This window comes from Enterococcus sp. 9D6_DIV0238 (genome assembly GCF_002174455.2).
Taxonomy (GTDB): domain Bacteria; phylum Bacillota; class Bacilli; order Lactobacillales; family Enterococcaceae; genus Enterococcus_L; species Enterococcus_L dunnyi.
Window position 1 is genome coordinate 1,829,349 of sequence record NZ_CP147246.1, and the last position, 16,093, is coordinate 1,845,441.

Genomic DNA, 16,093 nt, shown 5'->3' on the forward strand with positions numbered 1-16,093 from the left:
CCGATTTTCATAATTAAATTTTGGGATTTATTTTACCTTTAGAGTTTAAAATAACGTTCGTCTTCAAATGTTATAGACATTCACGTGAAGGGAGTGAAAGACTTCCAGCAATTTTCATGGTAAAATTTAGCTATCAAAAAACAAAGGAGCCTCCCATGGAAATCAAACTAGATGTGGCGATCACCCCAAAAAAGACAACGATAAAAATAAAGCCTACTCAAAGCACCCTTACTATTTTGCCTGTAACAAAAGCGAATATGAAACTCGCTCTATCAGAGCTTTATATGTTACTAAACGATCATACGATTATTTCGATCGGCCGATCCGAAGTTCCTGATACAATCGAAAAAAATGCATTTAATAAAATTATGCATCTCTCTGTCCCGTGGGATGTTGAGCTAGATTACCTAGAACAATCACTCATCAATGAGGCAAAAAAATGTGGACACGACTTGATCAACACGCAACAAGCGGAAATTACGATTCCTAAGAATGCTCAAAAAACGACGACCGCATTCAAAGAAGAGCTCTTAGCTGTTCTAAAAACTTTCGGCTATTCTTTAAGCCCGGCTCCAGAAGCCAAAAATGACAAACCAAAACCTGCTAAAGCGCGTCATAAGTGGACGAAAGAAGTCAGCCAAATCGAATTTACTGTCGATACCCGAGAGAGCAAAGCGACCGTTTTCTGGCAAAAACGGAATGAAATGTTGCTAAAAGCTGGGGCTACACTGATGGCCACACCACCTTTAAACAAGGATGGTTCCCTAGGTTTTTCTGCAAAAATGGGGCAACGCATTCGTGAAGATCACGTTGATAAGATCAAAAATAATGTGACTACCGAAGATATCGTCTTAAAAAGCGTTAATGAAGTTGGGCTATTTCTTTATTTCGGCGGCACTAACAGCTGGCTGGAGTTGACTGATAGAGATGGAAAAACGATCAATGAATGGACTGTTATTGATTAAGTAAAAAAGCTAAAAGATAGAAACTACTCGTTAGAGGCCAATGCAATTCTTTCTTTGAAGGTCAATTATGACCAATTTATCAACTCCGATATTTTATTGATCATCGTTACAGCTTACGGTACAGCTGTAACGATCGAGTCAATATACTAACCTCCTGATTTTTGTTGCAAAAGAAACAAAAAGCTCCTATACTAAAGAAAAAGTATAAAGGAGTTCGCATGGATAATAGACAACAATTGATGAGTGAACTGATGGATCTCTGTAATGAAATCATTTGGCTCAATAAGCCGGAATTAGAGTCTGCTTTAGCTGGCTATACCTTGAACGAAATCGAATTGATCGAACATATTGCTCTTATCCCTGAAGCAAATGTCACAAAACTTGCTGCGGCAAGCTACATGACTCGTGGTGCTATCAGTAAATTGACCAAAAAATTACTCGCTAAAAATATCATTCAACGCTATCAAAACGAAGATAATAAAAAAGAAATCTATTTTGAACTAACAAAAAAGGGGCAAGAGATCAACACGATTCATCAGCAATTGCATGAAGCATTTTTGATACGTGATCAGGATGTTTTCGCACATATGACGAAAGAAGAATTTGATACGATTTTCAGATTCATCGGTCGATATAGACATCATCTAAAAAATATCACTAAATAAGTGGTATTTTTTATTTTCATTTTTTGTTGACAAGGAAACAAAACGAGGTTAAAGTAATATTGTTTCCTAAGAAACAATATTACTAAAGGAGAAATTTAATGAATCATTCTATCAATAAACATGCGTTGATTTTTGGCTTTATTACGGTCTTTTTGACTGGATTGGGTTTGACTATCGTTAGTCCAGTATTGCCATTTTTAGTTTCTGATTATACAAAAGATCCTAGCAAACAGGCAACGATCGTCACCTCACTAATGTCGATTTATGCTTTAGCCGTTTTTATCGCTGCACCTATTTTAGGCTCTTTAAGCGATCGCTACGGGCGTCGACCTGTACTGATCCTCAGTTTGTTAGGTTCAGCATTGGGTTACATTATTTTTGGCATAGGCGGAGCTCTTTGGGTCCTTTTCCTAGGCCGAATCATCGAAGGAGTGACTGGCGGAGAAATATCTGCGATTTTTGCTTATTTTGCAGATATCACTCCTGAAAAGGAACGAACAAAATACTTTGGCTGGATCAGTGCGCTCGTCGGCGTCGGAACTACATTAGGTCCAATCATCGGCGGTACTCTGGCTACATTTGGTCATCGAGTTCCGATGTACGCTGGAGCTGTTATTACCTTATTAAACGCAGCTTACGGGTATTTTTTCATGCCGGAAAGTCTCGTACAAGCAAAACGTACACCTAAATTGAAGGTAAAACAGCTTCACCCATTTGGTCAATTATCCAGCGTCTTCTCTCTTCTGCCAGTCAAATGGTTATTGCTCACAGGCTTTCTTGTTTGGCTGCCGAACGGTTCACTACAAGCTATTTTTTCTCAATTTTCAATCGATACATTCACTTGGCAGCCGATTCTTATCGGACTAACTTTTTCGATCATCGGCATACTTGATATCTTTTCTCAGGTATTCATTATGCCGCGTCTATTGAAAATCATGCCGGATAAATCTATTGCTTTAGTAGGAATGATCAGCGAACTCATTGGGTACTTTTTTATTCTCTTATCAGCGTTTACTGCGTACTCTTGGTGCTTCATTTTAGGGATGATTTTCTTTGGTTTAGGTGATTCTGTTTTTGGCCCTTCTTTCAATGGAATGTTGTCAAAATCGGTCAGTGCAAGCGCGCAAGGTCAAATCCAAGGCAGCGCGCAAAGTATGCAGGCACTAGCTCGCGTGATCGGACCATTGCTAGGCGGACAGTTGTATGCTGTATTCAGTCATGCAATGCCAGCCTTTATGGGTATTTTATTGATTGGAATCGCCGCTTTTGTTCTGAGAGCATCTGCAATCGAATGAAGCGCTTTCTACGATACGAAAACAAAACCAGCACTGAATTTCCATTCATCTATCCGTATTTTTCACTTGTCTATTTCTTTTTTAAGTGGATGATCGTTGTTGTTTTTCCTAAATCTGATTCATATTTTTTTTGAACGGAGTCCATGTATTTTAAGCGGGATGAGAAAATAATACGCTCCTTATTTGTAATTTCAATTTCCGATTTTCCGCAAACACTGCTGATCACTTGATCCATCGGCAATGTATGTGTTGGAACTTGCTGAAGCAAGTCGATAATAGCTGTTTCTTCCAAGGGTATTCCTCTTTTCTTTATAAAAATATTTAATATAGCTTTGATATCTAAACGACTCTATTGCTATTTTAATCAATTATTTAAAAATATTTTCATCAGATTATTTAACGAGATATTCTCAATTTTGACTATACTTCCCAGTAAAATAAAATTTGTTTTAACATACTTCAAAATAGTAAATGTTCCACTTACTTTGGTACATCTTCTGCTATATACACGATTTGATGATTTTCATTTCTTAAAAACACTTCTATCTCTTTATCTATTATGAATACCTTTTTTATACTAAGCTTTTCTTGTCCGCAGGATAATCAATTAACCACATTTAAAAACGAAGAAAAAGATTATATATTCTTTTTTTCGTTTCCTGGTAGATGAAGACAAAAAAGTCCGAAACAAAACTAAAAAACAGTTTTGCCTCGGACTCTACTTTTTAAGAAACGGTGCCACAAAGTCAGCTTATTCAGCAACTTCATGAAAACGAATCATACGCTTTTCGCATTGCTTATTTTCCACTCCATTTACTCACACCAAAGTGACTTCTGTACCAGCCTCTTTAATATTTTTAGCTAAAAGAACCGTTTTAACTTCTCAATCCCCGACCTTTATCGATCAAGTACCAACAAACCGAATACAGCACCACGATAAAGAGAATCAAAATCGCCAACGATACGGCAACTGGTACATCTTCTGTTCCCAAGAAACCGAAACGGAAGCCTGAAATCATGTAAACGATCGGATTGATTTTTGATACGGCTTGCCAAAATGGCGGCAGCATTGAAATTGCGTAAAAAACTCCGCCAAGATACGTCAATGGCTGCAAAACAAAGGTCGGCACGATCGAAACATCATCAAATGATTGTGCGAAAATCCCATTTAATAAACCTGCCAAAGAAAATAAAGTTGCGGTCATCAGAAGTGTCACGATCACCATAAACCATGAATACACATGCAGCGGAACAAAAAATAACGAAATCATCGTAACCAGTGTTCCTACAAGAATACTTCTACCTAGTCCGCCAAAAACAAACCCCCAGATGATCACATGCGTCGGTACTGGCGCTACTAATAATTCTTCAATATTTTTCTGGAATTTTTGCGAAAAGAAAGATGAAGATACATTGGAATAAGAGCTTGTGATCGCTGACATCATGATCAATCCTGGTACGATAAATTCCATATAAGAAAAACCGCCCATATCACCGATTCGTCCCCCGATCATTTTCCCGAAAATAATAAAATACAAAGATGTCGTAATGACAGGTGGTACTAATGTTTGAACCCAGATCCGCATATAGCGATTCGTTTCTTTCACTGCTAAGCTTTTTAAAGCTGTAAAATAAAGATTAGACATTTTTTTCCTCCACATGATGTTCTTCTTCGGTGATTTTTAAAAATAGTTCTTCTAATCGATTCGATTTGTTTCGCATTGAAAGAACTTTGATTCCTTGATCACTCAATTGTTTGAATACTTCGTTGATCCCTTGATCACGTTCTACTTCCACCTCAAGCGTCTGTTCGTCCACCAGAGCGCTCTTATAGCCGACAATTTCCGGTTTTTTATCAGACGGAGCTAAGTCAAAGATAAATGTTTCAAACTGTAATTTAGCCAATAGAGCTTTCATACTTGTGTTTTCGATCAATTCTCCAGACTGAATGATACCAATATTTCGACACAGCATTTCAGCTTCTTCCAAATAATGCGTAGTCAAAATGATCGTTGTGCCGCTCTCATTCAACTCTCTTAAAAACTCCCACATTTCACGGCGCAGTTCAATATCCACTCCGGCCGTTGGCTCATCTAAAATCAATAAACGCGGCTCATGCATCAGCGCACGAGCAATCATCAATCGACGCTTCATCCCGCCAGATAACATCCGCGCACGAACATTCCGTTTCTCCCATAAGTCAGACTGCTTTAGGTATTTTTCACTGCGTTCCAACGCTTCTTTACGTGATACCCCGTAGTAGCCCGCTTGATTGACCACGATTTGTTGTACTGTTTCAAACGGGTTAAAGTTGAATTCTTGCGGTACTAATCCAATTTGCTGCTTTGCACGAACTAAATCCGTATCAAGATCATAATCAAACACTTTCACTTTTCCTGATGTTTTGTTCACTAAGGAAGTGATAATACCGATCGTTGTTGATTTTCCAGCACCATTTGGCCCTAATAACGCATAAAAATCTCCTTCTTCTACCGCTAGGTCAATCCCACGCAGTGCTTCAACTCCTGTTGCATACACTTTTTTCAAGTCTTTTATCTCTAATGCGTAACTCATTTAGTAAAAATCTCCTTCTGTCATATACTTCTTGATTTATCTGATTTTTCACTGCTGATCGTTAGTAGAAAGCAATTGTGTCATAGAAAGCATAAACTCTTTGACAAATTCTTCTTTTAATGTGTAGTGATGCCACTGACTTTGCTTACTAACAGAAACAATTCCAGCTTTCTCTAATACTTTCATATGATGGGAGAGCGTCGGCTGCGTGAAATCAAAATGCTCCAATACATCACATGCACACATCGTACCATTTGAAAGAAGATCGATGATTTTCAATCGTTTTGGATCAGCCATGGCTTTGAGTACAGATGACGTTTTGTCATAGTTCATTTTCAGTCACTCCCTTACATAGATGATTGTCTATGTTAAATATAAATTAATGTTCTTTTATTGTCAAGAAAGACTACTATAAGACAGCTGATCCACACTAAAATCACACTGCTCGAAGAAATAATCTACACAGAAAATGATTTCTGTTTTTTGCTTCTTTCTTTGATTCCTTGTATAATAAAACTGTTTTTCTAAATCATAATGAAGCAATAGAGCGGAGAATATAGATGACAACAAATTTTTGGTCGGAATTACCGAAACCTTTTTTTATTTTAGCACCCATGGAAGATGTGACGGATGTCGTTTTTCGTCATGTCGTTCAAAAAGCCGGCGCACCTGACGTCTTTTTTACTGAATTCACCAATTCAGACAGCTACTGTCATCCTGATGGCAAAGAAAGTGTGCAGGGTCGCTTAGTTTTCACAGAAGATGAACAGCCGATGGTTGCACATATTTGGGGCGATAATCCAGCATTCTTTCGTGAAATGAGTATCGGTTTAGCTGAGATGGGCTTTAAAGGTGTCGACATCAATATGGGCTGTCCTGTACCAAATGTCGCTGGACGTGGCAAAGGCAGCGGATTGATTTTGCGCCCGGAAGTAGCCGCTGAATTGATCGAAGCAGCTAAAGCCGGCAATTTACCTGTGAGTGTCAAAACACGCATCGGCTATAAAAAAATCGACGAGATGGAGGATTGGATCACTCATTTACTGAAACAAGATATCGCAAACCTCTCCATCCATTTACGGACACGGGAAGAAATGAGTAAAGTCGATGCTCATTGGGAAATCATCCCGCAAATCATGGCAATTCGCGATCGTATCGCACCGCAAACCTTGATCACGATCAACGGGGATATCCCCGATCGTCAAAAAGGATTGGAACTTGCTGAACAATATGGCGTAGATGGTATTATGATCGGCCGTGGAATTTTCAAAAATCCGTACGCTTTTGAAAAAGAACCAAAGAAACATTCTACGCAAGAACTGTTGGGCTTATTGCAGCTGCAGCTTGATCTACAAGATCACTACGCCGAGCTAGCACCACGCTCGATCGTTGGATTGCACCGTTTCTTTAAAATCTATGTCAAAGGCTTTCCAGGCGCAAGCGACTTACGAGTTCAATTGATGAATACAAAATCAACCGATGAAGTAAGACATATCTTAGCTTCATTTACTAAACAAGATACACCTGAAACTTAAGTACACTCATTTTTTGAACGTAAGACATCGCTCTTTATAACGAATAAACGGCAGGAACAGAAGAAACCCTTTTGTTCCTGTCTCTTTTTTATATACAACTACACTAAAAAAACAGTTATAATAAAGTCAGAAAAAAGAAAAGAGCATGCTATGGAATTATTTAAAAACAACCAACAGCTGATCGATTATTTAAAGACAACAGATTCGATGCACAACATTACAGAACGAACGCTTGAAAAAGGGCATTCGATCGTAACAGAATTTGACAAATCCGACCATTTATTTTTTTTGGTAGACGGCATTCTTTCAGTAGAAGTCATAACTGAAGCAAACAGTTTTATTTCTTCGTTTATTTTTAGCAATGACTTTTTTGGTTTAGACACTTTTTCAAGCTATCAAACGAAGGGGCATGCGATCAGCGTTCTCAGCGCAAAAGCAACGGTGATCAAAATCAAAAAAGACTATTTACTTGCGACGCTTAATGTACATCCTGCCTACTACGAGCTTCTTCTGACAAATTTTGCTGATATTTTTCAAAGACATTATCGTTTTTTCGATTTGCTTTCTTTGTCGCCAAAAGACAGAGTTCAAACATTATTGAGCTATCTTGCCGATTTTATTGGAGAATTGAACGACTTGGAACAACTCGAAATTCCGGCTGTTTTCACACAAGAGATTCTAGCTAAATTTTGTCGGACTTCTCAGTCACGTATTTCAGTTTGTCTTAAAGAACTGCATCGTGAAGGATTCTTGATTAGAAAGAAAAGCCCGTTTATACTAGCACAATAAAAAAGGAGAGCGGACAAAACTAACGAACAGTTTTGTTTTGCTCTCTAACCTTAGTAATCGGAAATAAACGCTTTTATCTTAGTCTCATTTGCTTATTTATTGTCAATAAACGCGAGGATCTTCTCTTTAAACACTTTACTATTTTCGTTTTTAGAAGCACTTGCAAATACATCAACATCCTCAGGCTGATGAGACCACACACCTGAATCTGCAGTTAAAAAGATACCCATTTTTTTATCGCCAAGATGTTCCTCGATCACAGCGCGGGAATTTCCAGGCGGCTCGCTTGATTGAACCGTCCCAAAAATCACTACTTTGTCCCACTTACTAAAATCTGAGTCCATTTCTTCTATCGGTTGTATTTCCATATAGATCTTTTGGGATGCTACTTCTTTTTTTACTTCGTTCATTATTTCATTTTTGAAGGCACGATCTTGAGTATACACAATGACCTTTGTCGCAGCTGTAGTATTTTTTAACTCTTTATTTATGATCTCTTCTTGCTTCGTTCCTTGAATTCTACTCAGCCGATAGTAGCCTAGAAATCCTCCTCCACCAATGATTGCTAGTACAATAATCAGTAAAATGATTCGAACGCTTTTTTTCTTCAACATATCAATTCCTCCTATACTGAAACTTTTTTATCAGTATAGAGAAAATTTGTTGTATCATTTATATCACAGGTATAAATGACATGGATTTTACTTCCATTATTGAAAATCTAGCACGACATTCCCTCTTTTACGACCTGATTCGACAAGCTTATAAGCGTCAACGATTTGATCCATAGAATAAACTTTGTCGATTACTGGCTTTAATTGTTTTTTCTGAGCCAATGATAGTAGCAAGTCTAAATTTGGGGCGCTTTCTTTCACAAATCCTTTTGCAATTGTATAAAAAGTGCCATTAGTATTTAAATGATTCTTCCACTGCTTCTTGTCAGTTTTACCAACCGCATCAAAGATATGATCAAAACAACCTAGTTCCTCTTTCCAATCTGCAGACGTATAATCTCTTACTATATCCGCACCTAAAGAACGAACTAAATCCATGTTTCTAGCACTACATACCGCTGTGACATGAAAGCCGTAAATTTTAGCTAATTGAACTGTGGACGAGCCCACTGCGCCAGATGCTCCATAGATCAGCAGCTTTTTCCCACTCCCTTTTTTCATTTTATTTAAATAATGAAGTCCAGCATTCCCGCCAAAAGGGAGAGTGACCGCATCCTTAAATGCTTGCTCTTCTGGTATTTTAGCAATAGCTACTGTTTGATCCAAAGCGATATATTCAGCGTGTCCGCCAAATTTCATACCTGTTGATGCAACTACTCGATCACCAACTTTGAATGTCGCAACTTTTCCCCCGACTGCTTCCACAATGCCAGCTAAATCCGTTCCTAATATAGGGTTTCGAGGCTTGCTTAGACCAAACACCAACTTTACAAAAGGATTGGATGCTCTTCGAACAACACTATCACCACTTGCGACGGTACTCGCCATTATTCGAATAAGCAGTTCATTTTCCTTAATAGATGGTTTCTTGACTTCCTTGATCCTTAGCCCGTCAAAGGAATCATATCGTGTACACAAGATAGCTTTCACTTCATTATTCCTCCGTTCCCAAATAAAATAACTCTTCTACTGCTACGCCAAAATAACGAGCCAACTTCAATGATAATTCAATACTTGGTAAAAATTTTTCTTTTTCTATCGCATTGATCGATTGTCTAGAAACACCGACTCGATCTGCCAGTTCTTGTTGTGTCAGCTTTTCTACTTCTGTTCGATAATACTTCAGCTTGATGATCACTTTCTCTTTTTTCATAGATCAGCCCTCATAATAGTATGCTTTTGTGATATTGTTCGTAGCGATCAGTACAAAAAAGCCCATATGAAACAGCAGGATGATTTGAGTAAAAGCCAGCTCTAACGCAAAGGCAGCCATAACTGCTACAAAGAAAATCGATAGTGCATACGCAAAATTCTGTAGGATATTTTTATTGATCATTTTCTCCCATTCACCGAAAAAGTGTTTCTCTTTTGGTGTAAAAAACGAAATAACAATATCAAGAACGATCGAACTAATAACTAATGTTCCCAACATAATTAAAAATGTATACCCAATCACCTTTAGTTCAGAACCAAAATGATCGCTAGCAACAGATGCTTGATAAACCAATCCGACAAACCAGCTTAGCACAAAAATTTTAATGACTTCAATTATGGTATATATTTTTTTAGACATTTTCATATCCTCCTTTTTTGTCAAGTCTTATTGACACATCGATCATAACATAAATAAAAACGATGTCAAGTGTTATTGTCATTCCAAATTCTTTCTTCCCCGATTTTGCTAAGCCAACTAATACGATTGAATCCGCTCATACATTTCTGATAAAAAAATACACTTCACCGAAACTACAAATAGAATTTGCTGATTCTAAGATCAATGTAGCCTTGAGTAAAAAATATCTCCATGTTTAGTTTTTTTTGCCACTCTGAAAAATTGCTTTCAGTCTACCGATTTTAACTTACGCTTTGGTTCTAAAAAAGGTAAAAAAACAATAATAAATAACAATATATATAATCGGATATCAATGTTTTATCATGGTTAACTCTTTTTTATCCTAAGCTTATTTCATATAAAAAATGTGTTTATTAATCGAAAAAGCTGTGATATACTTCTTTTCAAGATATAATCGATTATACTCTTAAAAAGAAAAATAGACTTTCATATGCTTTTAAAAAATGAAAAACCATCTATAATATAACAAAAAAAAGAACGATTGATTACTTTTGGAATACTAGTTGCCAGAAGAATAGTTTAATAGGGGTCACTCAACTGATAGCTTAAGCACTATCATATTCTTGTCTATGAAAGATTTCTATACTTTGATTTTCATTTAGTTCAAAATTGATCCACATGGGATAAAAAGGGAGTTTTACAAGCAAAAAGGTATAAATAAGGAGTAATTAATGAAGAAAAAAAGAAGATTAAATATATTTATCATACTAGGAGAATTGTGTTTTGCAGCATTGACCTTACTAGTGATTTATAGTTTTGTTAAGCTAAAAATACTAAGCAACGGTTCTCGGAGTATGGAAGACATGAAAACAATTAGCAGCACAATATTTTACTGGATGCCCCGCTTGATGATCCCTGGTGCTATTTTAGTAATAGTCGGATCACTATTTCCATTCCTGACTAACGCAAAAAAGAATTCTTCGTTAGTAAAAAATGGCATCTTAACGTTTGGAAAGCTGGTCGCGACCCGTCCAACTGGTACTTCCGTCAACAGTCATCCTCAGTTGGGAGTAACGCTTGAATTTGAGACAACAACGGGGCAAATGGTCACAGCAGAGTGTTTGAAAGTTATTCCAATGACTATGATGGCAAACTTTCAGCCAGGTGCTTTGCTACCCATTAGATACAATAAAGATAATCCAGAAGACATTGCGCTAGATTTTACACAAGATCAAGTGTCATTACAAGAAGCACTTAACAAATATATGATCGATAAAGGTCTATTAACCAACAAAATGCTGGATACAGCAAAAAAAGGACAGCAAGGGCAAGCTGTGATACTGTCAAAAACGCCTACAGGAAAAATCATAAAAGGAAATCCAGAGCTCACATTGACTTTACGCGTCACAAAAGTAGATGGCGAACAATACGATGCTGAAATCACAAGAGTCATGTTAGCTGAAAGTGCTGAAAAACTAAATGTTGGTAAAGTAGTCGATGTTTTGTATTTACAACAAGATCCTCAATCAATTGTTATTACATCACAATCGATCATTGTCTCGGTCAATGAATCCGGTTTTTAAAGAATTTACGTTCGCGGTAGTTAACTATACAAAACAAAAACCAACGCATTCCCTTCAGTTATTTGAAGAAGCATGCGTTGGTTTCGTTTTTTAGATTCTACCAAGTTCTGTTATTTTACACACCGAAACCCCAAATTATTCGCAGCCGACATACCAGTATTTCCATTTCGAGCGGCAATTCGATATCGTTTACAATAAGACTGATGACATAAAAAAGATCCTCCACGAGTGGCATACATCTGGTCATCTATTTTCTGATGCTCTTCCCAAAAATAGCTGCTGTCCTTCTTTTGAAATGCTGTTAAGTCGATACGGGCGGGATTACTGCACCATTCCCAAACATTTCCGATCGGCTGGTAAAGTCCATAAGCATTTGCTTCATACCATTTAGCTGGTGCCGTACTCGCAAAACCATCTTCTAACGTATTCAGTTTTGGGAAGTCACCTTGCCAAATATTACAGTGATAGAAACCATTCTCAAGTAAATTATTCCCCCAGTAATACTTTTCGAAATCGGTTCCCCCTTTTGCTGCAATTTCCCATTCTGCTTCTGTAGGTAACCTTTTTCCAGCCCACAAACAATAAGCAACGGCATCATTTCGAGATACTTGAACAACTGGATGATCCCTCCGCTTTTCGATAGATGAGTCTGGCCCTTCTGGATGTTGCCAGTCTGCACCTCCTACTGCGTACCACCAACTCATATTCGGAACTTTTTTATTCGCTTTTTTTATTTCTTCACTTACAAAATAATGAAAAACAAAAGACCAGCCAAACTTTTCAGCCTCTGTAATATAGCCTGTCTCCTTAACAAAAATGGCAAATGCTTCATTCGTCACTGTTGTTTCATCAATGCTAAAAGCAGGATGCTGAATGGTGATTTGCGGCCCTTCATTATCTGTCAGAAATCCATCTGGCTGATCCGTACCAATTTTATATACTCCCTCTGGAATAGCGATCATAACGTTCCCTTCTTTCTATAACAATTGGCAAGCATTATACAAGTTAATAAGTAAAACTAGAATAATCACACCTTGGAAAATCAATGTTACTTTCTTCGATGACAGCGTGTTGCTTAGATTTGCCCCCAGTAGACCGCCAACGATAGCAGCTGGAATGATAAACCATAACATCGTTAAATCGTATCGACCAAAACCGGTAGAACAAGCGATCACGATTAGCTTAGCAAATTGAGAAAAGAAAATCGTGCAAATCGAATAAATCGTGGCATCTTTGATTGGTAAAGAAAATAGCAGCATTAGTAACGAAACGTTGATCGGTCCTCCGCCTATTCCTAACAAACTCGCTAAAAAACCCAGAACAAAACCACAAGATAAATACCAAAAAACATGCGTCAAATGGAAGTTTCGCCAATCATATTTGGTATAAAGTAAAGCAAAAACTAAAGTGATCACTGTTAACGAAATTTGAATCAGCTGGACACTATCTTCATTGCCGAACCAGCTCAGAAAGGTTTCAAAGACAACATTTCCAAGAATCCCTCCTAGAATAGCGCCAGCAGATACCCAACAGACGATTTGCCAATTAATTTTGCGACCACTCATTAACTGACGCGAAGTAGAAACGATCGACATCGTAAAAACCGCAGTAGCAGAATAAAAAGAAATCGAAGCTACATTATGCGCACCAATAAAATCAAAAATCGGTTTAATCAGCACACCGCCCCCCATGCCAGAAACGGCTCCTACGGTATTCGCTAGTACGATCACAATAAAATAAAGAATCCCTATCACACTCTTACCTCCTGTAGCAACCTCAGTATCTCTTCTATTTTCGGTATAAATTCCTTTAAGACCTGCTGGTAGCCGCAAAGCCCTTGTTCATCTACGTAGACAGCATCCTTCATTCGTTTACAACCACCGCCACACATTTGCTTAAAAGAACAACTATGGCATGTTTGAGAGAGTACTGCTCGCTCACAAATGAATCGTTTGGATATCTCTTGTTCGAACATTTCCCGCAAAGAGTTTTCCTGAATATACCCCATTCGATATTCATCTAACACATAAAAATCACACGGATACACACTGCCATCTGCTTCGATCACATACTGAACTTGACAGTTACCTAAAATACCGCAGACACTTACTTGCTGATGCACCAGCAAATTTATCAAATCATCGAATAACTTAATACTTATATAGCGGCCGTTTTTCAATTCTGCTAACCAAAGAGTCAGCATTTGATGATAAAAAGCCGCAAAATGGTTTGGTGTTAAAGCGTAGCTGCTTTTTTCTACTGAATCTAACTCATCAAGGCAAGGAATGAACTGCACATAATCGATTTCCTCTTCTTTTAAAAATCGAAAGACGTTCTCACCTTCTTTGGCCAGCGGATTGGTTAACACACATAAGATATTGTAATCAATCTCATAGCGGTCAAAAAGTTGCTTCGTTTCCAACACGCGATAAAAAGTTCCGCGTCCTTTCGGATCGACACGGTTTAAATCATGATACAAAGGATGTCCATCAATGGATAACCCTACTAGAAAATGATGCTCTTTGAAAAATTCACACCATTTTTCATTGATAATCGTACCGTTTGTTTGGATCGCATAATGCACTCGAACATGCTTTTTTTGTTGATCGATCAGAGCGACGATATTTTTAAAATAATTCAATCCTGCCATAGTCGGCTCTCCGCCTTGAAAAGCTAACGTCAGCTCATCCCCGTCTTCTAGATCTATGTATATGTTTTCGATCATCTTCTTTGCCACATCCTCTGTCATCTTCCCATACGATCGAACTTCCCTAAGAGAACTGACATTAGCGTAAAAACAATAGCTACAACGAAGGTTGCACATAGACGACGCCGGTTTGATCAAAACAGATATGTGTTTCATCATTTCACCTTTGCTTCCTAGTCTCTATTATTCCATTTAGGAAAACAGGCGCTTCTTTAGATATAATGGCTCTAAAGAAACGCTCTTTCCTTCTCTATTTTTGAATACCTAAGCGTTCATATTCACTATCTGGTGCCTCAATTTTATTCATCATTTTCACTAATTTACTCAACATTTCAGCTTCGATCTGTTCATCTTGGATCGGCCGCTCCTGTTTAGGATCATTTGCTAAATCAAAAAGTAAATGTCCTATCGAATAAGAATCAATGTAGGTCGTTACTGCAATTTCTGTATACGGATATTGATTCGTAAACCGGTTCCCTGGTTTTCTAGTGAATTGATCCAGCATCTCTTTCTTCAAAAAGCCGCGCATCATCGCATAGTTCAATGTCTGGATCGTATTCGGACCATTATCTGGATGAACGGATGCACGCATATATACATAGCGGCCGTCATAAATATTGACATGTCCTCCATTGGTTCCAAAAATAATTTCAGGATGCAGCTCTCGTTGCTCTTTTTTTAATATCGGCAGCAAGGATTTACCATCCATTTCCAGCTGATTTTCGATGCCAAAGTAATCCAGCAATGTAGCCGGAATATCGATCGTTTGGCTAAGTGTTTGACAGTGATTGCCTGTCGTGCTATCAGGATAACTGATAAAAAATGGCAGATGAATAATTTCTTCATACATTGGTGCTACATTTTTCCCGATCCAATCATGCTCACCAAGTAAGAAGCCGTGATCCGTATTGATGATCACCAAGGTATCTTCCCACATGTTATTTTCGTCCAGATAATCTAAAAGCTTTCCTAAATGCACATCACACATGCTAACTAGTGCAGCGTACTCTTTTTGCAGTTCTACTAAATCATCGTCACCCACATCTTCTGGCACACGTCCGTATTTAGGCCAGAAGTACGGACGATCTGTCGGCTGTTCCTGATACATCTCACGATACTTTTCAGGTACAAAAAATGGTTCATGCGGATCGAAACATTCAATTTGTAAAAACCAGTCCTCTTCGGTCTTGTACGCATCTAAAAATTCTAAACCAGCCTTTATCGTCAAGGGACTGGACATCGTTTCTTCTACGGTTTGCTTTTGACGATTAGCGAAATGTTGCTCGACTGAAATGCCAGTCTTATTCAAAGGATTTTGTTTTGGATGATCTTCGCCCAGCTTTCTAGGTGCCCAGCGATCACCTTCCTGTCCTCGAAAGCCTTCCCAAGTAGAGTAACGATTATGATAGGTCGCTCCGCCATCTTCAAAATAATGCGAGTGGTCGGTTACCAGATGGCAGTAGATTCCATTTTTTTGCATCACTTCAAAAATCGAATGATCAAACGGCTCCAACTGTCCCCACATACGATGCATAAAATTGTACCGTCCCGTGTGCAATTCCCGCCGAGCCGGCATGCACGGCATACTCCCTCCGTAAAAATTATCAAAGGTCGTTGTTTTTTCTCTTAATCGCTGAAAATTGGGTGTCTTCATCCACTGATTGCCGTAATTGGATAAAAAATCCCGTGATAACGTATCAAACATGATCATTATTGCTCGCATGATGTTACTC

General features: G+C 38.1%; 18 protein-coding genes and 1 pseudogene. 7 read left to right on the top strand and 12 right to left on the bottom strand.

The window, feature by feature from the left end:
• Positions 1-155: 155 nt before the first annotated feature.
• From A5889_RS08545 to A5889_RS08560, 4 genes and pseudogenes are all read left to right on the top strand, one after another.
• Positions 156-965: a hypothetical protein gene (locus A5889_RS08545; RefSeq protein ID WP_087640519.1), complete on the top strand. Its 810-nt coding sequence runs from the start codon at positions 156-158 to the stop codon at positions 963-965.
• 15 nt (positions 966-980) lie between these two features.
• Positions 981-1,115, top strand: a pseudogene (locus A5889_RS08550) (hypothetical protein); the annotation flags it as partial.
• A gap of 68 nt (positions 1,116-1,183) precedes the next feature.
• Positions 1,184-1,630 (top strand): MarR family transcriptional regulator, encoded by a 447-nt coding sequence (locus A5889_RS08555; protein ID WP_087640518.1) that lies wholly within the window; start codon positions 1,184-1,186, stop codon positions 1,628-1,630.
• Between the two features lie 98 nt (positions 1,631-1,728).
• Positions 1,729-2,925 (top strand): MFS transporter, encoded by a 1,197-nt coding sequence (locus A5889_RS08560; protein ID WP_087640517.1) that lies wholly within the window; start codon positions 1,729-1,731, stop codon positions 2,923-2,925.
• Positions 2,926-2,995: 70 nt separating this feature from the next.
• Here A5889_RS08560 and A5889_RS08565 read toward each other — a convergent pair whose 3' ends face one another.
• The 4 genes from A5889_RS08565 to A5889_RS08580 all read right to left on the bottom strand — a co-directional run bounded on the left by A5889_RS08565 (position 2,996) and on the right by A5889_RS08580 (position 5,832).
• Positions 2,996-3,217, bottom strand: a complete 222-nt coding sequence (locus tag A5889_RS08565) for a hypothetical protein (RefSeq protein ID WP_087640516.1) — start codon at positions 3,215-3,217, stop codon at positions 2,996-2,998.
• A 583-nt stretch (positions 3,218-3,800) separates the two neighbouring features.
• A complete protein-coding gene (locus A5889_RS08570) occupies positions 3,801-4,571 on the bottom strand; it encodes an ABC transporter permease (protein WP_087640515.1) in 771 nt (256 codons plus the stop codon).
• Positions 4,564-5,499: an ABC transporter ATP-binding protein gene (locus A5889_RS08575; protein WP_087640514.1), complete on the bottom strand. Its 936-nt coding sequence runs from the start codon at positions 5,497-5,499 to the stop codon at positions 4,564-4,566. Before A5889_RS08575 ends, A5889_RS08570 begins: the two co-directional genes overlap by 8 nt.
• A gap of 48 nt (positions 5,500-5,547) precedes the next feature.
• Positions 5,548-5,832, bottom strand: a complete 285-nt coding sequence (locus tag A5889_RS08580; RefSeq protein WP_087640513.1) for an ArsR/SmtB family transcription factor — start codon at positions 5,830-5,832, stop codon at positions 5,548-5,550.
• A gap of 227 nt (positions 5,833-6,059) precedes the next feature.
• Between A5889_RS08580 and A5889_RS08585 the strand changes: the two genes are divergently transcribed.
• On the top strand, positions 6,060-7,034 hold the full coding sequence (locus tag A5889_RS08585) for a tRNA dihydrouridine synthase (protein ID WP_087640512.1): 975 nt from the start codon (positions 6,060-6,062) through the stop codon (positions 7,032-7,034).
• Between the two features lie 150 nt (positions 7,035-7,184).
• The gene (locus tag A5889_RS08590; protein ID WP_087640511.1) at positions 7,185-7,823 is read left to right on the top strand and encodes a Crp/Fnr family transcriptional regulator; all 639 of its coding nucleotides are present in this window, start codon (positions 7,185-7,187) and stop codon (positions 7,821-7,823) included.
• Positions 7,824-7,915: 92 nt separating this feature from the next.
• On the opposite strand, the gene A5889_RS08595 is transcribed toward A5889_RS08590, so the two are convergent.
• From A5889_RS08595 to A5889_RS08610, 4 genes are all read right to left on the bottom strand, one after another.
• On the bottom strand, positions 7,916-8,437 hold the full coding sequence (locus A5889_RS08595) for a hypothetical protein (protein WP_087640510.1): 522 nt from the start codon (positions 8,435-8,437) through the stop codon (positions 7,916-7,918).
• A gap of 96 nt (positions 8,438-8,533) precedes the next feature.
• Positions 8,534-9,427 (bottom strand): NAD(P)-dependent alcohol dehydrogenase, encoded by an 894-nt coding sequence (locus tag A5889_RS08600; protein WP_087640509.1) that lies wholly within the window; start codon positions 9,425-9,427, stop codon positions 8,534-8,536.
• Between the two features lie 4 nt (positions 9,428-9,431).
• Positions 9,432-9,650 (bottom strand): helix-turn-helix transcriptional regulator, encoded by a 219-nt coding sequence (locus A5889_RS08605; RefSeq protein WP_087640508.1) that lies wholly within the window; start codon positions 9,648-9,650, stop codon positions 9,432-9,434.
• Positions 9,651-9,653: 3 nt separating this feature from the next.
• Positions 9,654-10,070, bottom strand: coding sequence for a hypothetical protein (locus A5889_RS08610; RefSeq protein ID WP_087640507.1), 417 nt, complete (start codon positions 10,068-10,070; stop codon positions 9,654-9,656).
• Positions 10,071-10,801: 731 nt separating this feature from the next.
• Here A5889_RS08610 and A5889_RS08615 point away from each other — a divergent pair.
• The gene (locus A5889_RS08615; protein WP_087640506.1) at positions 10,802-11,653 is read left to right on the top strand and encodes a DUF3592 domain-containing protein; all 852 of its coding nucleotides are present in this window, start codon (positions 10,802-10,804) and stop codon (positions 11,651-11,653) included.
• Between the two features lie 110 nt (positions 11,654-11,763).
• Here A5889_RS08615 and A5889_RS08620 read toward each other — a convergent pair whose 3' ends face one another.
• The 4 genes from A5889_RS08620 to A5889_RS08635 form a co-directional block, all read right to left on the bottom strand.
• The gene (locus tag A5889_RS08620) at positions 11,764-12,615 is read right to left on the bottom strand and encodes a formylglycine-generating enzyme family protein (protein ID WP_087640505.1); all 852 of its coding nucleotides are present in this window, start codon (positions 12,613-12,615) and stop codon (positions 11,764-11,766) included.
• 15 nt (positions 12,616-12,630) lie between these two features.
• A complete protein-coding gene (locus A5889_RS08625; protein WP_087640504.1) occupies positions 12,631-13,407 on the bottom strand; it encodes a sulfite exporter TauE/SafE family protein in 777 nt (258 codons plus the stop codon).
• Positions 13,404-14,516 (bottom strand): radical SAM/SPASM domain-containing protein, encoded by a 1,113-nt coding sequence (locus tag A5889_RS08630; RefSeq protein WP_087641519.1) that lies wholly within the window; start codon positions 14,514-14,516, stop codon positions 13,404-13,406. Before A5889_RS08630 ends, A5889_RS08625 begins: the two co-directional genes overlap by 4 nt.
• A 94-nt stretch (positions 14,517-14,610) precedes the next feature.
• Positions 14,611-16,083 carry a sulfatase-like hydrolase/transferase gene (locus tag A5889_RS08635; protein WP_087640503.1) on the bottom strand — a complete coding sequence of 491 codons (1,473 nt, stop codon included), beginning with the start codon at positions 16,081-16,083 and terminating at the stop codon, positions 14,611-14,613.
• Positions 16,084-16,093: the final 10 nt, after the last annotated feature.